At 56.8% G+C, this 25,521-nt stretch carries 20 protein-coding genes; 7 read left to right on the top strand and 13 right to left on the bottom strand.

All coding sequences use genetic code 11. The features are described from left to right. Positions 1–435: 435 nt before the first annotated feature. From FKCLFG_RS01935 to FKCLFG_RS01975, 9 genes are all read right to left on the bottom strand, one after another. Positions 436–2,787, bottom strand: coding sequence for a heavy metal translocating P-type ATPase (locus FKCLFG_RS01935; RefSeq protein WP_472614565.1), 2,352 nt, complete (start codon positions 2,785–2,787; stop codon positions 436–438). A gap of 54 nt (positions 2,788–2,841) precedes the next feature. Beyond that, positions 2,842–3,087, bottom strand: coding sequence for a DUF2933 domain-containing protein (locus FKCLFG_RS01940; RefSeq protein ID WP_472614566.1), 246 nt, complete (start codon positions 3,085–3,087; stop codon positions 2,842–2,844). 64 nt (positions 3,088–3,151) lie between these two features. Continuing rightward, positions 3,152–3,586 (bottom strand): DUF411 domain-containing protein, encoded by a 435-nt coding sequence (locus tag FKCLFG_RS01945; RefSeq protein WP_472614567.1) that lies wholly within the window; start codon positions 3,584–3,586, stop codon positions 3,152–3,154. 75 nt (positions 3,587–3,661) lie between these two features. Beyond that, entirely contained in the window at positions 3,662–5,158 is a 1,497-nt protein-coding gene (locus FKCLFG_RS01950; protein WP_472614568.1) for a multicopper oxidase family protein, read from the bottom strand. 116 nt (positions 5,159–5,274) lie between these two features. Then, complete coding sequence (locus FKCLFG_RS01955; RefSeq protein ID WP_472614569.1) at positions 5,275–5,733, bottom strand: hypothetical protein; 459 nt, start codon at positions 5,731–5,733, stop codon at positions 5,275–5,277. A gap of 244 nt (positions 5,734–5,977) precedes the next feature. After that, entirely contained in the window at positions 5,978–6,481 is a 504-nt protein-coding gene (locus FKCLFG_RS01960; protein WP_472614570.1) for a protein-disulfide reductase DsbD N-terminal domain-containing protein, read from the bottom strand. A 63-nt stretch (positions 6,482–6,544) separates the two neighbouring features. Next, the gene (locus FKCLFG_RS01965) at positions 6,545–7,825 is read right to left on the bottom strand and encodes a hypothetical protein (protein WP_472614571.1); all 1,281 of its coding nucleotides are present in this window, start codon (positions 7,823–7,825) and stop codon (positions 6,545–6,547) included. A 131-nt stretch (positions 7,826–7,956) separates the two neighbouring features. Next, positions 7,957–8,418, bottom strand: a complete 462-nt coding sequence (locus FKCLFG_RS01970) for a hypothetical protein (RefSeq protein WP_472614572.1) — start codon at positions 8,416–8,418, stop codon at positions 7,957–7,959. A gap of 139 nt (positions 8,419–8,557) precedes the next feature. Then, on the bottom strand, positions 8,558–8,959 hold the full coding sequence (locus FKCLFG_RS01975) for a CzcE family metal-binding protein (RefSeq protein ID WP_472614573.1): 402 nt from the start codon (positions 8,957–8,959) through the stop codon (positions 8,558–8,560). A gap of 192 nt (positions 8,960–9,151) precedes the next feature. On the opposite strand from FKCLFG_RS01975, the gene FKCLFG_RS01980 reads away from it, so the two are divergent. From FKCLFG_RS01980 to FKCLFG_RS01990, 3 genes are read left to right on the top strand one after another with little or no spacing between them, the layout of a single operon-like run. Continuing rightward, positions 9,152–9,832, top strand: a complete 681-nt coding sequence (locus FKCLFG_RS01980) for a heavy metal response regulator transcription factor (protein ID WP_472614574.1) — start codon at positions 9,152–9,154, stop codon at positions 9,830–9,832. Then, entirely contained in the window at positions 9,829–11,259 is a 1,431-nt protein-coding gene (locus FKCLFG_RS01985) for a heavy metal sensor histidine kinase (protein ID WP_472614575.1), read from the top strand. Before FKCLFG_RS01980 ends, FKCLFG_RS01985 begins: the two co-directional genes overlap by 4 nt. A 50-nt stretch (positions 11,260–11,309) precedes the next feature. Further along, complete coding sequence (locus FKCLFG_RS01990; protein WP_472614576.1) at positions 11,310–12,284, top strand: quinone oxidoreductase family protein; 975 nt, start codon at positions 11,310–11,312, stop codon at positions 12,282–12,284. Positions 12,285–12,460: 176 nt separating this feature from the next. Here the strand turns inward: FKCLFG_RS01990 and FKCLFG_RS01995 are convergent, their stop codons facing one another. Together FKCLFG_RS01995 and FKCLFG_RS02000 are read right to left on the bottom strand one after the other, a co-directional pair. Beyond that, on the bottom strand, positions 12,461–13,117 hold the full coding sequence (locus FKCLFG_RS01995) for a DUF4136 domain-containing protein (RefSeq protein WP_472614577.1): 657 nt from the start codon (positions 13,115–13,117) through the stop codon (positions 12,461–12,463). Positions 13,118–13,163: 46 nt separating this feature from the next. Further along, positions 13,164–13,382 (bottom strand): hypothetical protein, encoded by a 219-nt coding sequence (locus tag FKCLFG_RS02000; RefSeq protein ID WP_472614578.1) that lies wholly within the window; start codon positions 13,380–13,382, stop codon positions 13,164–13,166. 30 nt (positions 13,383–13,412) lie between these two features. On the opposite strand from FKCLFG_RS02000, the gene pepN reads away from it, so the two are divergent. Together pepN and FKCLFG_RS02010 are read left to right on the top strand one after the other, a co-directional pair. Next, positions 13,413–16,109 carry an aminopeptidase N gene (gene pepN, locus FKCLFG_RS02005; protein WP_472614579.1) on the top strand — a complete coding sequence of 899 codons (2,697 nt, stop codon included), beginning with the start codon at positions 13,413–13,415 and terminating at the stop codon, positions 16,107–16,109. 62 nt (positions 16,110–16,171) lie between these two features. Next, complete coding sequence (locus FKCLFG_RS02010; protein WP_472614580.1) at positions 16,172–17,173, top strand: class 1 fructose-bisphosphatase; 1,002 nt, start codon at positions 16,172–16,174, stop codon at positions 17,171–17,173. 84 nt (positions 17,174–17,257) lie between these two features. On the opposite strand, the gene FKCLFG_RS02015 is transcribed toward FKCLFG_RS02010, so the two are convergent. After that, complete coding sequence (locus FKCLFG_RS02015) at positions 17,258–20,638, bottom strand: UvrD-helicase domain-containing protein (RefSeq protein ID WP_472614581.1); 3,381 nt, start codon at positions 20,636–20,638, stop codon at positions 17,258–17,260. Further along, complete coding sequence (locus FKCLFG_RS02020; protein WP_472614582.1) at positions 20,638–23,364, bottom strand: PD-(D/E)XK nuclease family protein; 2,727 nt, start codon at positions 23,362–23,364, stop codon at positions 20,638–20,640. Before FKCLFG_RS02020 ends, FKCLFG_RS02015 begins: the two co-directional genes overlap by 1 nt. 331 nt (positions 23,365–23,695) lie before the next feature. Between FKCLFG_RS02020 and trxA the strand changes: the two genes are divergently transcribed. Together trxA and rho are read left to right on the top strand one after the other, a co-directional pair. Further along, a complete protein-coding gene (gene trxA, locus FKCLFG_RS02025; RefSeq protein ID WP_472614583.1) occupies positions 23,696–24,022 on the top strand; it encodes a thioredoxin TrxA in 327 nt (108 codons plus the stop codon). Between the two features lie 177 nt (positions 24,023–24,199). Then, positions 24,200–25,462: a transcription termination factor Rho gene (gene rho, locus FKCLFG_RS02030; protein ID WP_472614584.1), complete on the top strand. Its 1,263-nt coding sequence runs from the start codon at positions 24,200–24,202 to the stop codon at positions 25,460–25,462. Positions 25,463–25,521 lie beyond the last annotated feature (59 nt).

Raw genomic sequence — 25,521 nt, forward strand, 5'->3', positions numbered from 1 at the left:
CCGGTTGAATCCAAGGTCATTGGCGGTTGTATTGACGCTGTTTTTGATGTTAGGCCGCTTGGGACGCAGCCGTTTGTGTGCTGCAGAAAATGGATCAGAAATGAAGTCTGTTTGAGCGAAGCGAGTTCCTTCATTTCCCATTTTTTGCAGCACACAAACGGGTACCCGAAGGGCAAGTCTGCGGTCGCCTTTCTTTTGCTCACTTTTCTTTGGCGAAGCAAAGAAAAGTGAGTAGCTGTCGGGCTACCCCGACAAAGCATCCACGAAGAGTGCAGCGATTAATTAAGTCGTCGACTTTGCAGTCACCCTCTCCCGCAAGCGGGCAATGGGGTATTCATAGCGGGGTGAACAGTTACCAATTTTCAGCCAAATGGCACGGTTGATCGGGCTGCTACCCGATCAATGCAGCAGCCGGATACGCTCAGTGAGCTTTGCTCACAGCGTCTTGTTGCGCAAGCGCAGCGCATTCGTAATCACCGACACCGAACTCAGGCTCATCGCCGCGCTGGCGATCATCGGACTCAACAACAGTCCAAGCCACGGATAGAGCACACCGGCCGCAATCGGCACCCCGACGAAGTTGTAGATGAAGGCGAAAAACAGGTTTTGCCGGATGTTTTTCATCGTGTGCTGGCTGAGTAGCCGCGCTTTCGCGATGCCGCGCAAATCGCCCTTGACCAGCACGATGCGCGCGCTGTTCATCGCCACGTCGGTGCCGGTACCCATTGCAATGCCGACATTGGCCTGCGCCAGCGCCGGCGCATCGTTGACGCCGTCACCGGCCATCGCCACGATGCGGCCTTCCTGCTGCAACGCTTTCAAGTAGTTGAGCTTGTCTTCAGGCAGCACATCGGCGCGAAAATCATCCAGCCCCAGTTGTTTGGCTACCGCGGCGGCGGTGGTTGCATTGTCGCCAGTCAGCACGACAATGCGCAGGCCGGCCGCATGCAACTGGTCAATTGCCTCGCGGGTAGTCGATTTGATCGGATCGGCGACGCTGACGATGCCCGCCAGCTTGCCGTCGACGCTCAGGAACATCACGGTTTGCGCCAGCTCGCGCAGCGTTTGCACCTGGGCTGCCAGCGCGGTGACATCGATCTGTTCCGACTCCATCAGGCGCAGGTTGCCCAACAAAACCAGTTTGCCATCGATCTGGCCGCGCACGCCCTTGCCGGTAATCGAATCGAATTGCGTGACCGGCTTGGGCGACAGGTTCTGTTCCTGTGCTTGATTGACGATTGCGAGCGCCAGCGGATGCTCGCTCAATGCGTCCAGGCTGGCCGCATAGTGCAGTACCTGCGCCTCGTCAAAGCCGCTGGCAGCAACGATGCTCTGCACTTTCGGCTTGCCTTCGGTCAGGGTGCCGGTCTTGTCGATTACCAGCGTATCGACTTTTTCCATCAGTTCGAGTGCCTCGGCATCCTTGATCAGCACGCCCTCAGTCGCACCACGTCCGACCCCGACCATGATCGAAATCGGCGTAGCCAGTCCCAGCGCGCAAGGGCACGCGATGATCAGCACCGACACCGCCACCACCAGCCCGTTGGCCAGCGCGGGGGCAGGGCCGTAGATCGCCCATACCGCAAATGCGATTACTGCGACCGCGATGACGGCCGGCACGAACCAGCCCGAAACCTGGTCGGCCAGTTTTTGTATCGGAGCGCGCGAGCGTCCCGCTTCATTGACCATTTGGATGATGCGCGCCAGTAGCGTGTCCGAGCCGACTTTGACGGCCCGCAGCGAGAAGGCGCCGGTCTGATTCACGGTGCCTGCGGTCACTTTGTCGCCGCCATGCTTTTCGACCGGAACCGGCTCGCCGGTGATCATCGACTCGTCCACATTCGAATGGCCATCGACAATTTCACCGTCGACCGGAATCTTGCCGCCCGGCTTGACGCGCAAGACGTCGCCGACTTGCACCTGGTCCAGATGGATTTCTTCCTCGCTGCCATCCGGCTTGATCCGCAGCGCCGTGTTGGGGGCTAGTTCGAGCAGCGATTTGATCGCATTATTGGTGCGGGAACGGGCCCGCAATTCCAGCACCTGGCCTAGCAGCACCAGCGTCACGATGACCGCCGCCGCTTCAAAATACAAAGGCACCATGCCATCCATCTTGAACGCATCCGGCAACGCCGCCGGGAACAGCAGGGCGAAGGCGCTGAACAGATAGGCTGCCGCCGTGCCCAGGCTAATCAGGCTGAACATGTTGAGGTTCCAGGTCTGGAACGAGGCCCAGCCGCGCACGAAGAACGGCCATCCGCCCCATAGCACCACGGGTGTCGCAAGAGCCGCTTGCAGCCAGTTGAAGGTATCGATTCCCATCCAGTGGTGCAGATTCACACCGGGAATAAATTCGCTCATCGTAATGAACAGCAAGGGCAGGCTCAATACCAGACTGACCCAGAAGCGCCGCGTCATGTCGCGCAATTCGCCGCTGTCTGCTTCGGCTGCAGCATCCATCGGCTCCAGCGCCATGCCGCATTTGGGGCAGGTACCCGGGCCGATTTTCTGCACCTCCGGGTGCATCGGGCAGGTGTACAGCGCATCCTTGGAAGCAGCCTTGGCGAGCGCCGGCTCGGCTTTCTCTTGCAGTTTCAAATACTGCTGCGGATTGACCCGGAACTTCGCCATGCAATGCGGGCTGCAAAAATAATAGGTGGTTCCAGCATGTTCGATTGCTTTTGCCGGATCGGCAGCCGTCTTCATGCCGCAGACCGGGTCGGTATACGGCTTGTCCATGGTGCCTCCAGCATGGGCGCCAGCGCTATCTTCAAGCTGCTTATTCATTCTGAACTCCTTCGCTGAACTTCTTCGCTGAACTTCTTCGATTAACTTCTTCGATTAACGGCTCTTGTCGTCAGGCGAGACCTGGTCCGCATGGCTGTGCCCATGGCCACCATGGCCGAAAAAGTGCATCAGCGGACACAACAATAGAAGCAGGTAGGGCCAGTTGCCGACCACATGCGCCCAGTGCTCGCGCAATACATAGAACGCCACCACTAGCGCCAGCATGATGAGCACAATGCCAGTGCGGGATTTCCAATACGGTGGCTGTGGGTTCGATGGTTCAGAATGATTGTGCTGCATGGCTCCTCCTCGAAAGTGAAGGGCAATGAATAGGAATGTTTCATCACCCCTGAGTTTTGACGCGTTATTCGATGGAAAACACAGCCGGATTGGCTTTCGCGTTGCGCGCGATGGCATAGATCTTGAGCGTACCCGGCCGCATGACGCCCATGCCGGGCGAATTTGCCGGCATGCCCGGCGCGCTGATGCCGACCAGCGTCGGCTTGTCATGCAGCAGTTTGCGGATCGCTGCGACCGGCACATGGCCCTCGACTGCGTAGCCGCCGATCAGTGCGGTATGGCAACTGGCGAGATTATTGCCAATGTGCTTTTCCTGCTTGATGCGGTTCATGTCGTCGCTGTTGATCGCGTTGACCGCGAAGCCATTGGCATTCAGGTATTTCACATACTCTTCGCAACAGCCACAGGTAGGGCTCTTGTAAAGGGTGACGGGGATGGCGGCCTGAGCCAGCGGAGCCAGCAAGGCGAGGCTGAGTACAGCGGTACGAAACTTGAACATCATGGACTCCTTGTTCATGTGGATTGACTGGCGCCATCGCCAGTCATGGAGATGGCGCGAGCAAGAGTTGAATAGCTACACCACGTTGAGTTGCCCCATCATGCCGGCGCCTTCATGTTCGAGAATGTGGCAATGGAACATGTAGATACCTTTGAAACGCTGCACCAACTTGATGCGCACCGTTTCGCCCGGCCGCAGGTTGACGGTATCGCGCCAGGCACGGTAAGGCGCCAGCGTAACCTTGCCATTGACTTCCCGTTCTATCACCTGGAACTGCGTGCCGTGGATATGGAAAGGGTGATCCATATCTGATTCATTGAGGATTTCCCACAGCTCCACCTGATTTACGCGGCTCACCAGATCGATGCGCTGCATGTCGAACTGCTTGCCGTTGATCATGAATTTCACGCTGTGTTGGCCACCGGCCATCGACATTTTTTCCGAGAAAACCACGCGTTTTTGGGCCTTCGGGCGACCCAGGTCGTCGATGCGGCGCAGCGTTGCTGGCAGCGGCTTTTGCGCTCCACCGGCTACAACCTTGCTGAAATCGACGGTAAGCAAGTTAAGCGCTTGCTCTGCTGCCACAGCGCCCATTTTGCCGCGCTGGTAAGGAGCGGTAAGCAGCGCAACCCGGCCATTATTAGTGCCGGCATCGACAATGATCTCGACCCGCTCGGCGGGAGCCAGCAACAATTCGGTAAGACCGCTGACAGGGTGCTCCAGCAATCCGCCGTCGGTGCCGACCAGCGTCAAACCTGCATCAGGCAAGACCAGGCGCAGGTAGCGCGCACTATTCGCATTCCAGATCCGCCAGCGTTCGCGGCCGCTGCGGTCGAACTGGAGCACTGGCTGGCGTTGCGCGTTGACCAGTGCGAACTGACCCTCGCGGCCGTTCATTTCGTCGTTGGCATCGTTGGGTGCAATGCGGCCATCTGCGCCGAGCTTGAGGTCGGAAATCACCAGCAGCCGCTCGGGAATATCCTGGAACGGGTCGGCCTTGGCGCGCACGATGAAGATGCCCGCCAGGCCGCGATACACTTGCTCCGGCGTATTGTCGTGTGGATGCGGGTGATACCAGTAAGTGCCGGCGCTGCCCACCGGCAAGGTGAAGCGGTACAGCCGTTTGCCACCCGGCGCCACTTCATGATGCGCACTGCCGTCCTGTTCCGGCGGCACCGGCAGGCCGTGCCAGTGCACCGTGGTGGCTTGCGGCAGGCGGTTCTCGAAGACGATTTCAACGGTATCGCCCTCGACAACTTCGATTAGCGGTCCCGGCAGACTGCCGTTGTAAGCCCAGAATTCGGTTGGAGCGCCCGGCAGCAAGGGCAGGTTCACCGGCGCTGCGATCAGCGATGCACGGAACAGTCCAGGTTGGCCGCTGGTATTGGCTAGTTTGACAATGTCGCTGATTGCTGCGCCCGCACCCAATGCTTCCACTGCCGCAAGCTTGATCCCGGCGGCCGCTCCCATATTCATGGCAGGCATGCCGCCGGCGGCTGCGCGCGCCCAGCCCATGTTTAGGCCGATGATAGGTAAGCTGCCAAGGGCGGTGAGAAAGGTGCGACGTTTCATCTGGTGTCCTGATTGATTGTTGGGTTGCTGATATAGGAGAATGGCGACGCTGTTCGGTTCAGATCGCAATGCATTGCGATCATGCGGTCTTGTCATGCAGCCATCGCCAATTCATGCTACTTGGTCATCGGCATGCCGCCGGGCTCCCGGTCCATCATCATCTCCATCATCATTTGCATCATGTCCATGCGTTTTCCCATCGCGTCTGCTCCCATCATCATGCCGGCGGTACCCTTGCCATTCATCTTGCCGTTCATCATCGCGCCGTCCTTGCCGCCCATGCTCTTCATCATGGACATGCCGTCCTGCATCAGATTCCTGTGCTCGTCCATCAGCTTCTGCCGCTCTTCGGGCGTCTTGGCGGCCATCATCTTGTCGTGCATGTCCTGCATTTTTTTCATCATCTGGTCCATTTGCTGCGTCTGCATGCCGGCTTGCGCTGATGGCTTGATTGACTTGCTGGTGGCCGTTGCGGCTGGCTTGGTGTCGGCAGGATGGTGTTCCTCGACCGCGCCAGCCGTGCCAGCGAGAAGGGTGAAAAATACGGACGTACCGATGGCTAGCATTTTTTTCATGGCAGGGCTCCTGATGGGTGATAACGGTTATTGAGAAAATACTGCTTGTTCAAAGTAGCTGTTATGGCGATTGGTACGTGCGTATCGATGGAGTGAAGTATAAGAAAGGGATGGAAACAAGAACCTGACAACCAGATTACAGTTTTGTAATCTATGTTCCATACGGTATCAGCGAGAGCTGGGTCTGAAGCATCATTCTTGAATGAAAATAATATGCGGGTGAATACGAGATGGCCTGACTACGTTACGGCAAGGTGAGATTCAATGTTTTTTCGATAGGCGGATAACAGACGCCTGTATTTCTATGGCAGCCTTGATAAGCGGCCACCAGCGTAAAACTTTTTGCCTTTGGTGCCCGCTGCAATGTGATTACGGCTTGAATGGGCTTCTCGTAAGTTTCTGTCCTGCCGAAAGTCGGGTCGTTGGTAACTTTGCCGTCCGGCAGCTTGATCGCTGTGATGACAACATCGTTGGAATTCTTGACCGAGAAATGGATTCTGTCTTTGTATAGGTAATATCCTTTTGAAGGCATCAAATCCACAACCAAAGCGGTCGGTCCCCTGAACGCGACCTTCACTTTGAACGCCAGGTCAGGCTCCAGCAGTTCATCCTCTTTCGTATTCGAAAAAAGCCCCCCGAGCCGCTGTTGCAGACTCGGTCCGGACGATGGTTCGGCAACGCTGAACTGGTGCATGCCAAGCGCAATAACAGCCAGGGCCAAGCATGACAAAAAACGCTTCTTAAACATGTGTGTTCTCCATCTGGTATAAAAATTACTGGATTGTGCAAGCCGTTTTTATGCGTTGTGCTTCTATCTGCAATCCGGCCCGCAACACGTGATGGCTTTCCCAGTTGCATTCAATATTGTTTCAATTTCGCAAGCCACATTGGCATCGGGCAGGCTGTATACCGGTGCGAAACCGCCACCCGGAGTGCGAAAATTCGTGGTCTGGCCTTGATACATACGCGCTGCAGTCCACTGAACTCTCCCATCGTATGCATAACTGCGGATGTCAAACTTGAGCAATCCCGGATTTTGTTGGCTGCCAATGGCCCTTTCCCCAGGCGTCACGATGGCCTGCGCCACGTAATCGCCTGCCAAAATTTCCTGCCAGACGCGCTTGGTGAGCTTGTCGCCGCGATAGGCGGCACGTCCGCCGTAACCTGCGGTGGGCTTGAAAAAGAGCTGGCGGCGCTCGCTCCACAAACGCTCGGCATGCGCTGCGTCAACCACTTCCGTGTGCGGGATGTTCGCCAGCAGTACGTCCTGAATATTCTGCGGTACGCCAAGCGCTTGCAACCGGCCGGCGTCGCAGAGCAGCGCCAGATTGCGCTTATCCGCATACAGGGCATGCGCTTGTGGGTGCGGCGTCAGCACCACCGCATGTTTGAGGTAGGCTGCCCGCAAAGCCGCGCTTGCCGGTAACGCAAGCATGAAATCCGTTAGCCGGTTGTAGACCAGATCGACGGCCGTCTCGCCATGCCACAAAACACCATCAGCCAGCATGAGTTCCGACGGGTCTGCGATTACAGCGTGCAGACCATGACGCTCGAACAGTTTCTGGAACAAGAGGAACTCGGGATACAGATATTGCTGCTGCGGTTCTGTGTCAACGATGGCAATGGTTTGCAGCGGGCGGTCGCGGCCGCAAAGTCGCCATTCAGTGTAGAACATGTCAACGATGTTCTGTTCCAGCGCCGCGGCAGAGGTCGCTGCCGCAGCCAGTTGTTCGCTATCGAGACAGCAAGCGTGATGCGCTCGTGCCATTACAGCATTCAGCATCGCACCACCGGCATTGGTATTGATTTCGATGAGTCCGATGCCGCTTTCGTTCAGGTGGCGTAGGTGGAAATCGTAGCCAAAAAAGACACCCTTTGCGCCGCCAGGATCGTGTCTGGCAATCGCAGGCGCATTGGCAAGTATGTGTTTTCGATAGGCTGGCAGCGCAACCACCGATTCAATGGCACGCACCACTTCCGCCATGCGTTCTGTCTGGCTATTCGATACGAACACGGGTTGTGCGGAAAACAGGTAGGGACATCGTTCCTCGACCAGTGCCAACAAGTCGGGCGAACCTAATTCCGCGGCCAATGCTTGCCGCAGTGCAGCGCTATCCAGGCTGATGCAGAAGCATTTGCTGTTCAGCCTCCCGCTCCTCAGTTCAGTAGGACTTTCCCCGCGAGCGACGGGGGTAGGCATCATTGTTTCGGGCGTATGTGTATTCACAGTTTCTTCATCCTCAATCGCAATGCAGCAATCCAGAATATCAGCGGTGGCAATAAGAGCATTTGCAGTACCGGGACAAGTCCAACGCCTAATCCAGGTATCAGTGGCATGCCTGTTGTGTAGGCCCATCGATTGAGAACATAAACAGCGACCCATTCGACGCCAAGACCAATACACAATCCGATTGCCAGCATCAGACCATATGCTGGACCGCTCGGGTACAGGTACCAGTCGGAACGCCTGAACGCGGCCCATCCAACCGCGTAGATTATCGATACGAAAATTCCGTCGCCCAAGCTGGCAACAAAACAATGCCACCAGGTGTTGCCCCAGTCTTCTATTTCTGAATAAAGCGGTGCTTGTGCGATTTCCCAAACGTAGTTCAACACCACGGAGATAATAAATATGGCTATCGCCTGCGGTATGACACATTCGGAAAATCGTAGGTTTTTTCGCATTAATTGTGGAAATTTTAGAGTTGGACGAGCGTCAACGGGTACGCTGCGTACCGCCGGATACACAAAACTAATTACACCCTCTTCAAGAATTAATTCTTAAACGGAGATTGTTGCAATGCCCAAAGTGACGGACAAGTTTCTATCTCCCTCTTTCGTTTGCGTTCTTCGCCACATACACACGAATTTGTTGCAGATTCATGTCTTTCGGTGCAATCGTAGCCAAATCGAAGCTGGTCTCGCTACGCAAGGTGTAAAAATTCCAGGAAAACGACTTTCCCTGCGCCATAAAATTAACCGACTCCCCATGTGTCACATTGATCCACTTAGTACTTGGAGTTAAGGTAATCTGACGTGTTGCCGATTCAACTGGAATAGAGTTGCCATACGGCTCCACTGTATTTTTCATTGGGCTGCTCGATGCCGACAGAGGTAAATTGGTTCCCCAATTATCTTGTTTCTCTGCTTGTGCACTCACTGACATGGCAGCAAACAACATGCCCATGGTGAACATCGAAACGGTTTTACTCTTCAGGTTCAACATGATTGATTCCATTCCTTAAACTCGCACTTCAAAAACGCTGCTATAGCGACCGGTACGGTGCGTATCGATGGAGTGAAGTATAAGAAAGAGAAGGAAACGAGAACCTGACAACGAGGTTACAGTTTTGTAATCCACGTGCAATACGGTATCAGCGAGAATAGACCTACCTATTCGCTAATAAGGAGGCATTTGATGCGTATTTTAGTTGTGGAAGATGAACCAAAGGCGGGTGACTATCTCCGTAAAGGACTTACTGAATCGGGTTTCGTGGTCGACCTGGCGCGCACCGGACCGGATGGTTTGCAATTAGCCACCGCCGATGCCTACGACTTGATCGTGCTGGATGTGATGCTGCCGGGTATGGATGGCTGGCAAGTGGTGCAAGAACTGCGCAAGACGCAGCAAACACAACAAACGCCGGTACTGTTTCTGACTGCGCGCGACGATGTCCAGGATCGGATCAAAGGTCTGGAATTGGGTGCCGATGATTATTTGGTAAAGCCGTTTGCATTTGCCGAACTGGTGGCGCGCATTCGCACCTTGCTGCGGCGCGGCCCGATCCGCGAATCGGAGCGACTGGAAATTGCCGACATGGAAATCGATGTATTGAAACGCCGCGTCACGCGTGGCGGTGCACGGATTGATTTGACGCCGAAAGAATTTGCACTCCTGCATCTGTTGGCCAAACGCCAGGGGGAAGTCCTGTCACGCTCCCTGATTGCATCCCAGGTATGGGACATGAACTTTGACAGTGATACCAATGTGGTTGATGTCGCCGTGCGGCGTTTGCGCGCAAAAGTAGATGAAGCCTATTCGCGCAAATTGATTCACACGCTACGTGGCATGGGATACGTGTTGGAAGCACGGGAGTGAAGCGATTTCGTTCAACTTCGCTGACCACGCGATTGGGGCTGCTGTTTGCGCTAATTGCAGCGCTGACGTTTGCCGGTGTCGGTACTTATTTATATCAATCGCTGGCGAGCCAACTTGAATCCCACGACGATATCGAATTACTGGGAAAAATTAGTTTAATGCGCCATTTTTTACTGGAAACGTTTTCAGTAAAGGAAATCCAGGACGATCCACATCGATTTCTGGATGCCGCTGCCGGTCACAATGGATTAATCATCATTTTGAAATCGGCCGATGGAAAAATCCTTTTGCAAAATCATACCGATCACGGCGCATTGTCGACATTGCCTGTCACGCCGGCCAATCAGACGCCGGGCAAAGCGTCATTGGGCCGATGGACACTGAACTCAGGACTTTCTGCGCGCACCGTCTCTGCATGGGGATCATTGAATAATGCGCATGAGCAAGTGCAAATCATTGTTGCGCGGACCAATTCGGACCGACTGGCATTGCTTGAGACCTATCGCAACAAGGTGTTTGCAGCGGTTTTTTTCGGCGCACTGTTAGCGGCATTATTCGGATACATCATAGTGCGACAAGGCTTGCGTCCGGTACATGCGATTGCCAGGCAGGCACAATCGATCACTGCGCAACGCCTGGATATGCGCCTCGACGTCACAGCCGCGCCGAATGAATTGCAAGTGCTGGTGCTGGCATTCAATGACATGCTGGATCGGTTGCATCGCAGTTTTCAGCGGCTGTCGCAATTTTCCGCTGATTTGGCACACGATTTACGTACGCCAATCAATAATCTGATGGTGCAAACACAGGTGGCGCTATCGCAACCGCGCTCCACTGAGGATTACCAGTCCTTACTGGCCTCGAATGAAGAAGAATATGAACGGCTGGCGCGCATGGTTGAAAACATGCTGTTTCTGGCGCGGGCCGATCACGCTAAATTCGTGCTGAATAAACAACGCTTAGACACTTCCAATGAGTTGCAGCGCATCGCCGATTACTTCGAAGGCGTCGCGGAAGATGCGCAGGTCCAACTAGCAGTGAATGCAAGTGGCACACTGGAGGCTGATCCGATCTTGTTTCGACGCGCTGTCAATAATCTGGTGGCAAATGCGCTCCGGTACACGCCCAAAGGAGGCGTGATTCACCTGGCTACACAGCAAGTACAAGAGGGAATAGCTATTACCGTAACTAACCCGGGAATCGGCATCAAGCCTGAACACCTCCCCTTGTTATTCGACCGGTTTTATCGTGTCGATGACGCCCGCAGCGGTTCGACATCCTCCACCGGGTTAGGATTGGCTATTGTGCAATCCATCATGATGCTGCATGGCGGGCGGGCTGATGTAGAAAGTGTTGCGGACACAATGACGACGTTTCGGCTGGTGTTTCCATCGGCTAGAAGTCATGGCGACCTGCGACACTCCTGATAATGCAAATGAAATCACCCATTGAATCTTCAACCGGAAGGAAAAACATCATGTCAAAAGCAATTCGCATCAGTAAAACAGGCGGCCCGGAAGTGATGGAATACGTCGAAGTCGAGGTCGGCACGCCCGGCCCCGGTGAAGCGCGGGTGCGCAATGTTGCCTGCGGCCTGAATTTCATCGATGTGTATTTTCGCACCGGCCTGTATCCGCAATCGCTGCCGGCCGGCTTGGGCATGGAAGGCGCTGGCGTGGTGGAAGCGGTCGGCGCGGGCGTCACCGATCTGAAGGCGGGCGACCGGGTCGCTTACGCCGGCCGGCCGATCGGCGCCTATGCCGAAGTGCGCCTGATGCCGGCGGCGGCGCTGGTCAAATTGCCGGATGCGATCAGCTTCGAGACTGCCGCTGCGATGATGCTGCAGGGTTTGACGGTGCAATATCTGTTTCGCCGCACCTTCCGCTTGCAGGGCGGCGAAACCATCCTGTTCCACGCCGCTGCCGGCGGCGTCGGCTTGATCGCTTGCCAGTGGGCGCGCGCGCTGGGCGTGACCATGATCGGCACCGTCGGTTCGGACGCCAAAGGCGCGCTGGCCAAGGCGCACGGCTGCACCCATGTGATCAATTACAACACCGAGAATTTCGTCAAGCGGGTCAAGGAAATCACCGGCGGCCAGGGCGTGCCGGTGGTCTACGATTCGATTGGCAACGATACTTTTTTAGGCTCGCTCGATTGCCTGTCGCCGCTGGGGATGATGGTCAGTTTCGGCAACGCTTCGGGGCCGGTGCCGCCATTCAGCCTGAGCGAACTGGCGTCGCGCGGCTCGCTCTTCATCACGCGCCCGTCGCTGATGAACTACACCGCCAAGCGGGAAGATTTGCTGGTGATGGCGTCAGAGCTATTCAGCATGGTCGAAAGCGGCAAGATAAAGATCGAGATCAATCAGCGCTACGCGCTCAAGGATGTGGCGCAGGCGCACATCGATCTGGAGGCGCGCAAGACCACCGGCTCGTCGATTCTGATTCCCTGATGCTGGCGGCACTCCACAGCACGCTGAATAGTTCTATTATTTACCGTAAATATGGGAGTATGCGATAAATTACGATGATTGCCGCATGTTCTATATGCGGCATTGAAAAATACATGATTAAGTATATATTTTCTCTCAAGCCGTCTTAAAAGCCGGTTTGAGTCCGGCTCCTGGAATCAATCCTTGATCGGGAGTTCGACCTGGTGCGCCACTCCGCTTTTGCCGGGAAAATCTACAAAGGCGCTGCGCATCATGTACGGCATCACAGACGCCAGCGCGCTGTTGCGGCCTTCGCTGTTGACCGTTACGTCATACAGTTTCTTGCCGTCCCTGGCTTGCTTGATGCCGACATGCAATTGCCGGTGGTACAGCCGATAGTCGGATTGCTGGTACACCACCACTGGCGGCCCGTACCAGAACGGGTCGTAAAAGGGATCGTAAAAAGGATCGTAAAAGCCACCGCGGCGGTGCCAGGGGGGCCCGTAAAATCCGCCGCCGTAGCCGTAAGAATCGACCAGCACCGGCTGGATCAACCGCACATCGCGCACCTTGACGTCATACTTGAACGCAACCTGCAGTGCCGCTGTCTTGGAGTCGGCCGCATCGGTGAAGCCAAGCCGTTGCAATTGCGCGCGCAGCAGTCGCTGGTAGGACTGGTATTCCAAGTCGCCGTCCAGCGATTTTTCATGCTCGAACACATATGATTTGTCCGGCAACTCGACCGGCCAGGCGTGAAACACCGTGACATCGCTGAGGATGGTGGCGACGCAGCCGGTTAGCAATACAGTTGTGACCAGCAGCGCCAGACGCACATTGTGCATATTATTTTTCATGGCAGCTCCTTTTCATTGCAACGCAATCCAGGCCGCAGCATTATCTTTAAGATAGCTTTTTCAGCAAAAAAATCAAGGCCGCGATGTAATGGAATGTTGCAGGGGCGTTGCGTAGATGTTGGGTGAAAATTGCGCGCTTGCCTGCGTTTGCGCAACGTTTGCGCAATATTCTGGCGGTATTTCCTGACGTCTTATTTGCGGCCTTACTTGCGGCCTTATCTGTGGCCTTTCCTGCTAAATTAAGCGGCGATTGGTAAAATGTCATATTGCACCACTTCCATTGGATGATTTTCTTATGCGATCTAATACTCCCAATACGATTTTCCGCGCCGACTATACGGCGCCGGCTTACACAGTCAGCACAGTGGAAATGGGTTTTGATCTGGACCCGCAATCGACCCGCGTTGCCACCCGCATCACGATGGCGCGCAATCCCGCGGCGACCGACAAAAATGTGGTGCTGTATGGCGAGACGCTGGAACTGCTGTCGCTGCGCATGAACGGAACATTGCTGGCCAAGCGCGCCAAAGGCGGCTACACCATTTTCGGCGCGGTTTTGCAGATCGCCGATGCGCCGGACGAGATCACGCTGGAAATCGAAACCCTGATCCATCCGGACCAAAACACCAGCATGATGGGACTGTATGTCTCGAACGGTAACTTCTTCACCCAATGCGAAGCCGAGGGCTTTCGCAAGATTACCTACTTCCCGGATCGCCCGGACGTGATGGCGCAATACACGGTAATGCTGCGCGCCGACAAGAAAAAATATCCAGTTTTGCTGTCCAACGGCAACCTGGTGGAGCAGGGCGATTTAGACAATGGCCGTCACTATGCGAAGTGGGAAGATCCGTTCAACAAACCGTCCTATCTGTTCGCGCTGGTGGCCGGCAAGCTGGTCTGTCAGGAAGAAAAATTCAAGCTCAAATCCGGTCGTAAAGCGTTGTTGCAAGTCTGGGTCGAACCGGGCAACCTCGACAAAACCCAGCATGCGATGGCGTCCCTGAAAAACGCAATCCGATGGGACCAGCAGCGCTTCGGCCTGGAGCTGGATCTGGAGCGTTTCATGATCGTCGCGGTGGGCGACTTCAACATGGGCGCGATGGAAAACAAGGGTTTGAATATATTCAACACCAAGTACGTGCTGGCCAATCCATCGATAGCCACCGACGCCGATTACGCGAACATCGAATCGGTGGTCGGACATGAATATTTCCATAACTGGACCGGCAACCGCGTCACCTGCCGCGACTGGTTCCAGCTGTCGCTGAAGGAAGGCTTGACGGTGTTCCGCGATCAGGAATTCTCGGCCGACATGATCGGCACCGACAGTGGCCGGGCGGTCAAGCGCATCGAGGATGTGCGGGTCTTGCGCCAGGTGCAGTTTTCCGAAGATGCCGGCCCGATGGCGCATCCGGTGCGGCCTGACAGTTATGTCGAAATCAATAATTTCTACACCGTCACGATTTACGAAAAAGGCGCGGAAGTAGTGCGCATGTACCAGACGCTGCTGGGACGCGATGGTTTCCGCAAAGGGATGGATTTGTATTTTGAGCGGCACGATGGTCAAGCTGTGTCGTGCAACGATTTCCGCGCTGCGATGGCCGACGCCAACCGGCGCGATCTGAGCCAGTTCGAGCGCTGGTACAGCCAGGCCGGCACCCCGCGCGTCAAGGTGCAGACCAAGTACGACGCCAGCGCGCACACCTATGAAGTGACGCTGGCGCAATCCTGCCCGGCCACGGCCTTTGATGCCAAGAAACAGCCGTTCCACATCCCGTTTGCCATCGGCTTGCAGGGTGCCAGCGGCCGCGACATGCCGCTGCATCTGGAAACCGCGCAGAAGAAAGGGAAAACGCCGGCAGAGAATGATCAAACCACCTGCGTGCTGGAATTCACCAAGGCGCGCCAAACCTTCCGTTTTACCCAAGTAAGGGAGCAGCCGATTCCATCGCTGCTGCGCAATTTCTCGGCGCCGGTGATGCTCGATTACGCGTATTCGGATCAGGAGCTGGCGCACTTGCTGGCGTTTGACAGCGATCCATTCAACCGCTGGGAAGCCGGCCAACGCCTGGCGATGCAGCGCTTGCTTGCGTTGACGGCAACGCTGCAAGCCGCCGCCGATCCGGCGCAAGCGGTGCTGGAACTGGACGGCTTGTTTATAGAAGCCATGCGCGCCACGCTCAACGATGCGTCGCTCGATCCGGCCTTTCGCGAACTGGTGCTGACGCTGCCGTCGGAATCCATGCTGGCCGAACAGTGCGCGGTGGTCGATCCGCGAGCGATCCATGCTGCGCGCCGTTTCATGCGCAGCACGCTGGCGCTGGCGCTCAAGGCCGATTTCCTCGCCGTATATGAAGATCATCTCGGCAGCGTGAAATACAGCCCCGATGCCAGCTCTGCCGGCAAACGCGCGCTGAAAAATCTGGCGTTGTCGTACCTGCTGGACTGGCATGACGACAGCGCGCTGCAACTGGCGCACGCGCAGGACGCCGCCGCCGACAACATGACCGATCGGATGGCCGCCTTGGTTGGGCTGGTCAACTCGGGCAGCAAGAGCGCAAGCAAGCCGGTGCAGCGTTTTTACCGGGATTTCAAGAAAGAAGCGCTGGTGGTCGACAAATGGTTCAGCCTGCAAGCTACGGCGCGCACCACCGATGTGGCAACGGTGCGCAAGCTGATGGCGCACCCTGCATTCACCATCACCAACCCGAACCGCGCACGCAGCCTGATTTTCAGCTTCTGCAACGGCAATCCGGCGCAATTTCATGCGCCGGACGGCAGCGGTTACGCGTTCTGGGCCGAGCAAGTGATCGCGCTCAATGCGCTCAACCCGCAAGTGGCGGCGCGTCTGGCCCGCACGCTGGATCACTGGAAGAAATACCAGCCTGCGCTGCAAGTGCAGATGCAGGCCGCGCTGCAAAAAGTCGCAAAGACCAAAAAACTGTCGAAGGACGTGGCCGAAGTGGTGTCGAAGGCGCTGGCCGCTTGAGCGGTCCGAGCTCCCGGAACATCTTGTTTAAATATTGCGTAGTTGTACTAAAAAAGGAACACATGAAACGTATCAGTCTGACCCAATACCTGGTGGAAGAACAACGCCAGAACAACACCATCCCGGCCGAATTGCGGCTCCTGATCGAAGTCGTCGCGCGCGCCTGCAAGACCATCAGCCACGCGGTCGGCAAGGGCGCCTTGGGCGAAGTCATGGGCAGCGCCGAAACCGAAAACGTGCAGGGCGAAGTGCAGAAAAAGCTCGACATCATTTCCAACGACATCCTGCTCGAAGCCAATGAATGGGGTGGCCATCTGGCGGCGATGGCGTCGGAAGAAATGGAAACCATCCACCCGATCCCGAACCGCTATCCGATGGGCGAATATTTGCTGCTGTTCGATCCGCTCGACGGTTCCAGCAACATCGACGTCAATGTCTCGATCGGCACCATTTTCTCGGTGCTGAAAGCGCCGGAAGACATGGGCGCGCCGACCGAGCAGGATTTCCTGCAACCGGGCCGCCAGCAAGTCGCCGCCGGTTACGCGGTGTACGGCCCGCAAACCGTGCTGGTGCTGACCACCGGCAACGGCGTCAACTGCTTCACGCTGGACCGTGAAATGGGTTCCTGGGTGCTGACCCAGCGCAATATGCAAATCCCGGTCGAGACCAAAGAATTCGCGATCAACGCTTCCAACGCCCGCCACTGGTTCCCGCCGGTGACACGCTATGTGAACGAATTGCTGGTCGGCGAGGACGGTGTGCGCGGCAGCAATTTCAACATGCGCTGGATCGCCTCGATGGTGGCCGACGTGCACCGCATCCTGAGTCGCGGCGGCGTCTTCATGTACCCGGCCGACACCCGCGATGCCAAGATGCCAGGCAAGCTGCGCCTGATGTACGAAGCCAATCCGATGGCTTTCCTGGTTGAGCAAGCCGGCGGCGCCGCCACCAACGGCGCCCAGCGCATCCTGGATATTCAGCCGGAAAAACTGCACCAGCGGGTGCCGGTCTTCCTCGGTTCGAAGAGCGAAGTGGAACGGGTCACCGCATATCACCAGGAATAAATACGGATATTGGCAGTATTTTTAAGTAACGCATATTCTATATGCGGCAATGGCAGCGTATTTAACGATACTCTGCCATTTTTTTTAAGCCAGTTCAATCAAACGCCCATCGACGGTAATCAACGCCGATTTCAGGGTTTTGCCGCTAAACACCAGCGCGCCTGCAGCGCGGTAACCGGCCAGTTGCGCCTGATAATCGGCGCGTTCGCTGTCGAGGTAATTGCGCTTGTAATCGAGAATCCAGACTTCCTCCTCAAAGACCACCACGCGGTCCAGCCGGAGCAAGTTTGCGCCGTGCAGGATTTCCATTTCGTTGCGGGCGCTGTGATGTTGCGACGGATCGAAAAAATGTTCCAGATGGGTTTGCGACAGGATGGTGTCGGCGTGGGCGCGGATCGATTCCGCCAGCACAAATGGGCAGCGCAGCCAGTCGGCGATGGCGTTTGCAGTCGGGATGGCGATGGGCCAGATGGCCGCGTGGGTCAGGCGTTCCAGCAATGCGTGCAGCGCGATCCCTTCCGCGATGGCGTCGCCGGTGGCGCTGGCCGATTGTGCGCTGACGGGCGCGGGCAGCAGCGGCGGATTGTAGACATGGAGCGTGAAGCTGTCGGCTGCAACCTGGCTTGGCGCGGGTTCTTCCCAGTCTGCTGCAACATCGGCCGGAATGTGCGGCGCGTTTTGTAACCGGTGGTACCAACTATCGACGGCGCTGCCATCGGGTTGCGGGTTTTTCGCACTGGCGACGCCGCTGACGATCAATATCTGTTTGGCGCGGGTGGCGGCGACGTACAGCAGATTCCAGTCTTCTTGTTGCTTGAAGTTTTCTTCTGCCGCAAACAAAGGGTCGCGCGCCGCGCCGCGTTCGCTCTGGCGGCCGAAGACCGAGAAGTGGGTCGGGGCCGCAGCATCTTGCGGCCAGTCGCACAGCACGCCAATATCGTCGCGCGCCGGTTCGCTGTGGTTGGCGTCGAGCAAAATCACGATCGGCGCTTCCAGCCCTTTGGCGCTGTGGATGGTCATGATGCGCACCGCGTCCAGCGCGGCGTCGATGCCGGCTTCGTCGGGTGCGTCGTTGCCGGCGTTGTTTTGCAAGGTGCGCAGCGCATCGATGAATTTCGGCAGGCTCGGATAGCGGCCGGCATCGAGATTCAGGGACAGCTCGATGAAGGCTTCGATATTGCCGATCACCTGGTTGCGCACCAGCGGCTGCGCAGCTTGCGCGGTGCGCGTGATCAGTTCGCCCTGATGCAGGATAACGTCGAGCAAATCATGCACCGGCAATTGCGGCGCGACTTGCAGCCAGTGCGCCAGCAGGCGTTCGGCGCGCATTAGCGGCTCCGATGTTCCGGCGCTTGCAAGCGCTTGCAGGCGATTCCACCAACACTGTTCGGTGCGCTGCGCCAGCGCAATCAGGTCGGCGTCATCGGCATCGAATAACGGCGACTTCAATACGTGCGCCAGCGCCAGATCGTCGCCGGGCGTGATCAAAAAATTCAGCAGCGCAATCAGATCGAGGATTTCCAGTGCGCTTAATAAACCACCTCGACGGTCGGATGCGAATGGAATCCCGGCAGCGCGCAACGCGCCTTCGTAAGCGCCGAGATGGGTGCGTTTTTTGACCAGCAGCATCACGTCGGACCAGCGCACCGGCGCATCTGTCTGTGTGCTCAGGGTGTGTTTGGCGTGCAGAATTGCTTGCGCAACTGCATGCCCTTCGTCGCGCCGGCGCGCATCTTCTTCTTCGTCGCGTGGGGTGGTGAACGGGTCGCGGATCATCACGGCATCGTCTGCAACGGATTTTTCACTGGCAACGCGCTGGATCAGCGGCAAACGCCAGACCACGCCGGATTGCGCGGCCAGCGTGGTTTGCGGCCTGAAAATCGGATTTTGTGTAAAGCTGGTATTGAGCGCCGCGACGATGGTTGCGGCATTGCGTCGGGTTTGATTGGTGCGCAGCAGCGCCGCGCCTTGCGCGGCCAAGTGCGCGCTGGCCGCTTGAAAGACGCGTGGTTCGGCACGGCGGAAACGGTAAATCGATTGCTTGGGGTCGCCGACGATGAAGATGCCGGGCTTGCTATCGTCGTCGCCATTTTCACTGTAGGCATTCAGCCAGCCTTGCACGATGTGCCATTGCAGTGGGTTGGTATCCTGAAATTCGTCCAGCAGAATTTGCTTGTAACGCGCATCGAGCCGACTTTGCAAATACGCTGCGTGTCCTTCGTTGGAGAGCAGTCGATAGGCTTGCCATTCCAGATCGGCGAAGTCGAAAATGCGCCGTTCGGCTTTGATCGCTTGATAGCGTTCCAGATACGCGCTGCCGGCGGTAAATAGCGCGGCGTTAATGGCAAGTACGTGCGGCTCGAAACTGCGGCGCTGTAACTGTAATAACGCGGTACTTAAGCTGGTAAATTCGCGCTCGAAGGTTTCGCCGCTATTTTCCCCGAGGTTGGTTTCGATCACCTTGAACAATTGCCCGCGACGATGATCGTTGCCGCGCGGTGCGCCTTTGTCGTCGCAGAACTGGTTCAGCAATTGGGCGAAATTATCCAGGCTGGCGCCAGCTGTCAGCGCGCTTTCGATGCTGCGCGCACGCTCTTGGTTGCGCTTTGTTGCTTGCCCCAGCAGCCATGCAATGTTCAGCAAGCGTTTGTTTAATGCTGCGTCATTCCATAGTTCCAGCCGTGCATCGTGGTCGACATCGTCGCCGCAGAGTGCGCGCAGCCATTCCAGCGGCAGCGGTTCTTGTGCTGGGTCTGGCTTTTGTGTGCTGGCCCACCATTCGGCGCGCTTGCCGATGAAGGCGTCCAGCAGTTTTTTGGTATTGAAGTCGCCGATGTTGTCGTACAAAACCAGCAGCGCCGCTTTCAGTTCGGCATTGCCGTCATCGTTGACCGATTGCATGAAGGTGCTGTATGCCTCCGACAGCAGTTCGCCGCTGGCGTCGGTCAGCGTGTAGCCGTGCGGCACGCCGGACGCCAGCGGCGCAATCTGGATCAGCTTTGCAAACCAGCTATGGAAGGTGTCGATCGACAGCGCTTGCGGGCTGGAGAGTACCCGTTCATACAGATCGCGTGCGGCCGGGATTGCTTGCTCGGCATCATGGGGCGACAAGCCGCGTTCCTCCAGCAGCGCGCGTACCGCGGTTTCCGGCAGCAAGGCCAAGTCGCGCAGCAGCGACAGCAAGCGTTCGCGCATTTCCTGCGCGGCCTTGCGGGTGAAGGTAATGGCCAGCAATTCGGCCGGTTCGGTGCCGGCCAGCAGCAGGCGCAACATGCGCGCCACCAGCAGCCAGGTCTTACCGCTGCCGGCGCAAGCTTCCACCACTACCGATTGCCGCGGGTCGCAGGCGCTGGCGATGAATGCTTCCGCGCTGACCGGAGATTGATTGATTTCGTAGGCGTGCGGGGCTGCGCTCGGATTCACGTTTAAATCAGTGTCGAAATCCATGTTTTCGATATTTTCCATTACCAAGCTCCCTTGCGGCACAGGCCGCGCACATCGCAATATTGGCAGACCGATTCGACGCCGTTGGCCGGCAGCGGCGCGCCATCCGCTATGCCTTGCATATGCGTCGTGATGTGTTGCTCCAGTGCGGTTTGCCAATCGGCGTAATCGGGTGCGATTGCTACGCCGGTTTTGCCTTTGTTCGCTTCCAGCGCGACATACTGCGCGCCGGCAACAGGCGCGTCGGACAATATGCCGTAGAACGGCAATTGCAGGTCTTCGCCGTTTTTCAGTTTGGCTTTCAGGATGGAGGCTTCGCTGGTCTTGTAATCGAGCACCACGCGTTCGTCATCCTCGGCTTCGTCGATGCGGTCGATGCGGCCTTGCAGCAGTATTTCGCCCTCTGGCCAGGATAAGGTTTTCTCGAACCATTGTTCGCCGATGACGAAGTTCCAGCCTTCGGCTTCGTGCGCGTTGGCCCATTCGAGATACGCGGGAATCACTTTTTGCCAGCGCACGGTATAGCCGAGGGCGGCGGCATTTTTGCCGAGAATGGGTTCGAATGCTTGCGCCGAAATGCGGCGCAGCAAATTTTCGCGCTCGGGCAATGGGCAACCCTGGTCGCGCAAGGTGTCGTGATAAGTCTTCAGGATCGCATGCAGCCAGCCGCCGTAGTCGCGTTTTTCCGGCATGTCCGACAATTCATCCAGTGCGTTCAGACGCAGCATGCGCGTGGCAAAAAATTGGTAAGGGCAGGCCAGCAAGCTGTTGTAGCCGCTGGCGGACAATTTTTGCGGCGTGAGTTGCGATGCTTTTGGTGCCGGCATGCTTGGCAGTTTAGGTTGCAATTTTTGGGTCGAAAGTGCGCTCTGGTGCGTCGACAACTCTGCCAGATTGTGCCGTGCCAGCGTCAGTTGTAGCCGTTCGATCCAGGCGCTGACCGCATTTGGTTCGCCGTCCTTGTGCGCTTGCCATGTCAGCACGACTTCTGGATTGGCGCTGAGTAATTCGGTAAAGTCGCGCAATTGCTGGCGCTGCCGGCTTTCGCGGGTTTCCAGCCCGAGTTCGCGCCGCACTGCATTGGCGAAGAACAGGGTTTCCTGCGGTTGCGAAGGCAAATGCTTGGCGTCGGCACCGACTAGCAGCACCGCGTCGAAACTGCGCAAGCGCGCGCCGTTGAGCGGCAGCATCACGACTCTGTTGTCGGGATTTGTCGCCACGAACGGCGCCGCTTCGAGCTGCATGTTGAGGAAGGCGCGCCATTCGGCAAACGCAAAGGTTTCAGTCAGCGCCGCGCATTCTTTCTGCAGCGATTCCAGTACGTCCAATACCTGTTGCCCGGCAGCGTCGGCAGCCAGCGCTGCTTGCATGTCGAGCGCAGCCAGCATGTCGCCGGTGGCGGTGAGCCAGGCGGCCAGTGTTTTGCGCCCTTTAAACGTGGCGGCTTGTTGCGCGATGCGGCGCACGCTGATTTGTTCCTCCGGACTGCTGGCCAGAGCGGCAGCCGCCGCATCCCAGCCGGCCAGCACATTGGCGCGCCGCAGCGTGCGCTCGATCGTCATCAATTGCGCGGGTTTGTCTGCCAGCGGCGCAAACACATAGGGCGATTTCAGAAAATCCAGCAAAGCCACCGTTTCGGCGCGCGACGACACGACTTCGAACCAGGCCGCCAGCGCTGCTGCAGCGCGGGTGGTGGACAGTTTCCAGCCGGTTTCATCGCTAACAAATACTTGCGCCCGTTCCAGCAAGGCCCGAATGCGCCGCGCCACAACGCGGTCTTGCGCCACGATGGCAAGACGGGATTTGCCTTCTTGCAGCCAGTCGACGATGGTTTGGGCTGCGTGCAAGGCTTCGTCTTCCAGGCTGCTGGCGCCATATAACGATATCCGTGACACTTGCTGGCATTCGGCGTGTTCTGGCTCTTTGTATATACTCGTGATCTCGACATCGTTTTCCGCATGTATTTCATGCCAGGCAGATGCATACTCCTTATTTATCGTAGATTCATCCCAGTCGAGGAAGAGTTGCAAGACCGGCTGGCGCGCAGCGTAGGCGCTCAAAAATGTCGCCTCTTGCGGGCTTGGTGCAACCGGACTGATCCAGACCAAAGGCCCGCGCGCCTGCGCCGCAAAACGCAGCAGCTGCAGCATGCGAGCGGCGCTGGCATCGTTTTGTGCCAGCTGGCTCTTCCAGATAGTCCACACCAATTGGGTTTCATCTGACAACAGCTGGCGCGCCGGCGGCGACAGTTCGGCCAGCGCCGCCTGCCAGCTTTGTTCCAGGGTGTCCGGCCCGGCCTGCAGCGCCGGCAGCAGCGCCTGCGTCAGTTCATCCGACAACGTAAGCAGGGTGTGCGCCAAAGGCAGCAGGTCGGTATTGCGTTTGGCGGTGAACAATTTTTTCAGCCAAGCATGCTGGCGCAGTCCGCCATACAGCGCCATCAGGCGTTCGCTGTCGTGCGCAATCGCAGGCGCGGAGTCTTGCGGCGGCAACAATTCAAGCCAGGTGGTCGGCGTCGTGATGCGCGGCGGGATGAATGCGCATTGCAGCGCTTGCGCCAGCGCGGTCTTGAGTTGCAGCGCATGGCCGTAGGTTGGCACCATCACGCACAAACTGGACATGTCGAGAGATTGCGAGTCCATCGGCTGCGGCAGCAGTGCGCTTTCTGCCAATCGGTGCAGCAGCGCGCGCGCCGCGCGGCTCCAGAAATGGGCGGAAGGAGGGATCAGGATAGGCTGGAGTGACATGTGGTCCGGGCTGATGGCAGCGGAAAGAGAGGGGGGAATTTTGCGTGAAAAACCACGTTAATGATGTATTTTATGCGAGCGCCGTAGACGCCTGCGGATAAAATCGCAGCGCCGCATGACATTTCGCGCCAAAATAGGTTATGATTTAATGCATCCCCGCCGCACTATTCCTTGCCACACATTTCAAAAACATTGAATTGAAGCACAACGACTCAACCTCATTGGTGTAACAATGAAAGCGTTGTCAGCAGGTGACGAGCATTGCAGGCAAGCCTGAACGAACCCCATAAGCAGCGCCATTTACCCTTTATCCCGGCATACCGAGGAACCCATGAGCGAAAATATCAAACATATTACCGATGCATCCTTTGAAGCGGACGTATTGAAATCCGACAAACCCGTACTGGTCGATTTCTGGGCGGAATGGTGCGGCCCCTGCAAAATGGTGGCGCCGATCCTGGAAGAAATCGCCAAGGAATACGACGGCAAGATTACCATCGCTAAAATGGATGTCGATGCCAATCAAGTCATACCGGCAAAATTCGGCATTCGCGGCATTCCGACGCTGATTTTGTTCAAGAACGGCGTCGCCGCAGCACAAAAAGTGGGTGCGATGGCAAAAGGCCAGTTGACCGCGTTTGTGGACAGCAATATTTAATAATGCAAGCAGCGGCGATGCGCTCGCACCACCGCTGATGCATACGACTTAGCTAGATCATTTTTACTCAGATTTTTTACGCAAATTATCCCTGCTTGATATTGAACAACCGTTCACAAGCACACCACGCGACTCCCACCCCCACCTATATTTATCCCATCTCGGGACACTCTCACCATGCATTTATCTGAATTAAAGGCGTTACACGTCTCAGCCCTGCTAGAAATGGCAATCGGACTCGACATCGATAACGCAGCACGCTTGCGCAAACAGGAATTGATGTTTGCGATCCTGAAAAAACGCGCCAAGCAAGGCGAACAAATTTTTGGCGACGGCGCACTGGAAGTGCTGCCGGACGGCTTCGGTTTCCTGCGCTCTCCTGACGCCAGCTACATGGCGTCCACCGACGATATATATATCTCGCCATCGCAAATCCGCCGTTTCAACCTGCATACCGGCGATTCGATCGAAGGCGAAGTCCGTACTCCGAAAGACGGCGAACGCTATTTTGCGCTGGTGAAAGTGGATAAGGTCAACGGTGAACCGCCTGAGGCGTCCAAGCACCGCATCATGTTTGAAAACCTGACGCCATTGCACCCGAACAAGGTGCTGCATCTTGAGCGCGAGATGAACGGCCAGGAAAACATTACCGGCCGCATCATCGACATGATTGCACCGATCGGCAAGGGCCAGCGCGGCCTGCTGGTAGCGTCGCCCAAATCAGGTAAATCGGTGATCCTGCAGCATATTGCGCACGCAATCACCGCCAACCACCCTGATATCACGCTGATCGTGCTGCTGATCGACGAACGTCCGGAAGAAGTAACCGAAATGCAGCGCTCGGTGCGCGGCGAAGTGGTGGCGTCGACTTTTGACGAACCGGCGACGCGCCATGTGCAAGTGGCCGAAATGGTGCTGGAAAAAGCCAAGCGCTTAGTCGAAATGAAGAAAGACGTGGTGATTTTGCTCGATTCGATCACCCGTCTGGCGCGTGCTTACAACACGGTGATCCCGGCTTCCGGCAAAGTGTTGACCGGCGGCGTCGATGCCAATGCGCTGCAGCGCCCGAAACGCTTTTTCGGCGCCGCGCGCAACATCGAGGAAGGCGGTTCGCTGACCATCATTGCCACCGCACTGATCGAAACCGGCAGCCGCATGGATGACGTGATCTTTGAAGAATTCAAGGGCACCGGCAACATGGAAGTGCATCTGGAACGCCGCTTGGCCGAGAAGCGCGTCTACCCGGCCATCAACCTGAATAAATCCGGCACCCGCCGCGAAGAATTGCTGATCAAGCCAGACCAGTTGCAGAAAATCTGGATCTTGCGCAAGTTGCTTTACAGCATGGATGAAATCGAAGCGATGGAATTCATCCTCGACAAAATGAAAGCCACCAAGACCAACGCCGAGTTTTTCGACATGATGCGGCGCAGCAGTTAATCTGAGTTAAGCCGCTGGGTCAAGCTTGTTTTTGACTGGCAGGATAGGGCGCATGCTGC

Source organism: Gelidimonas denitrificans, assembly GCF_055694065.1.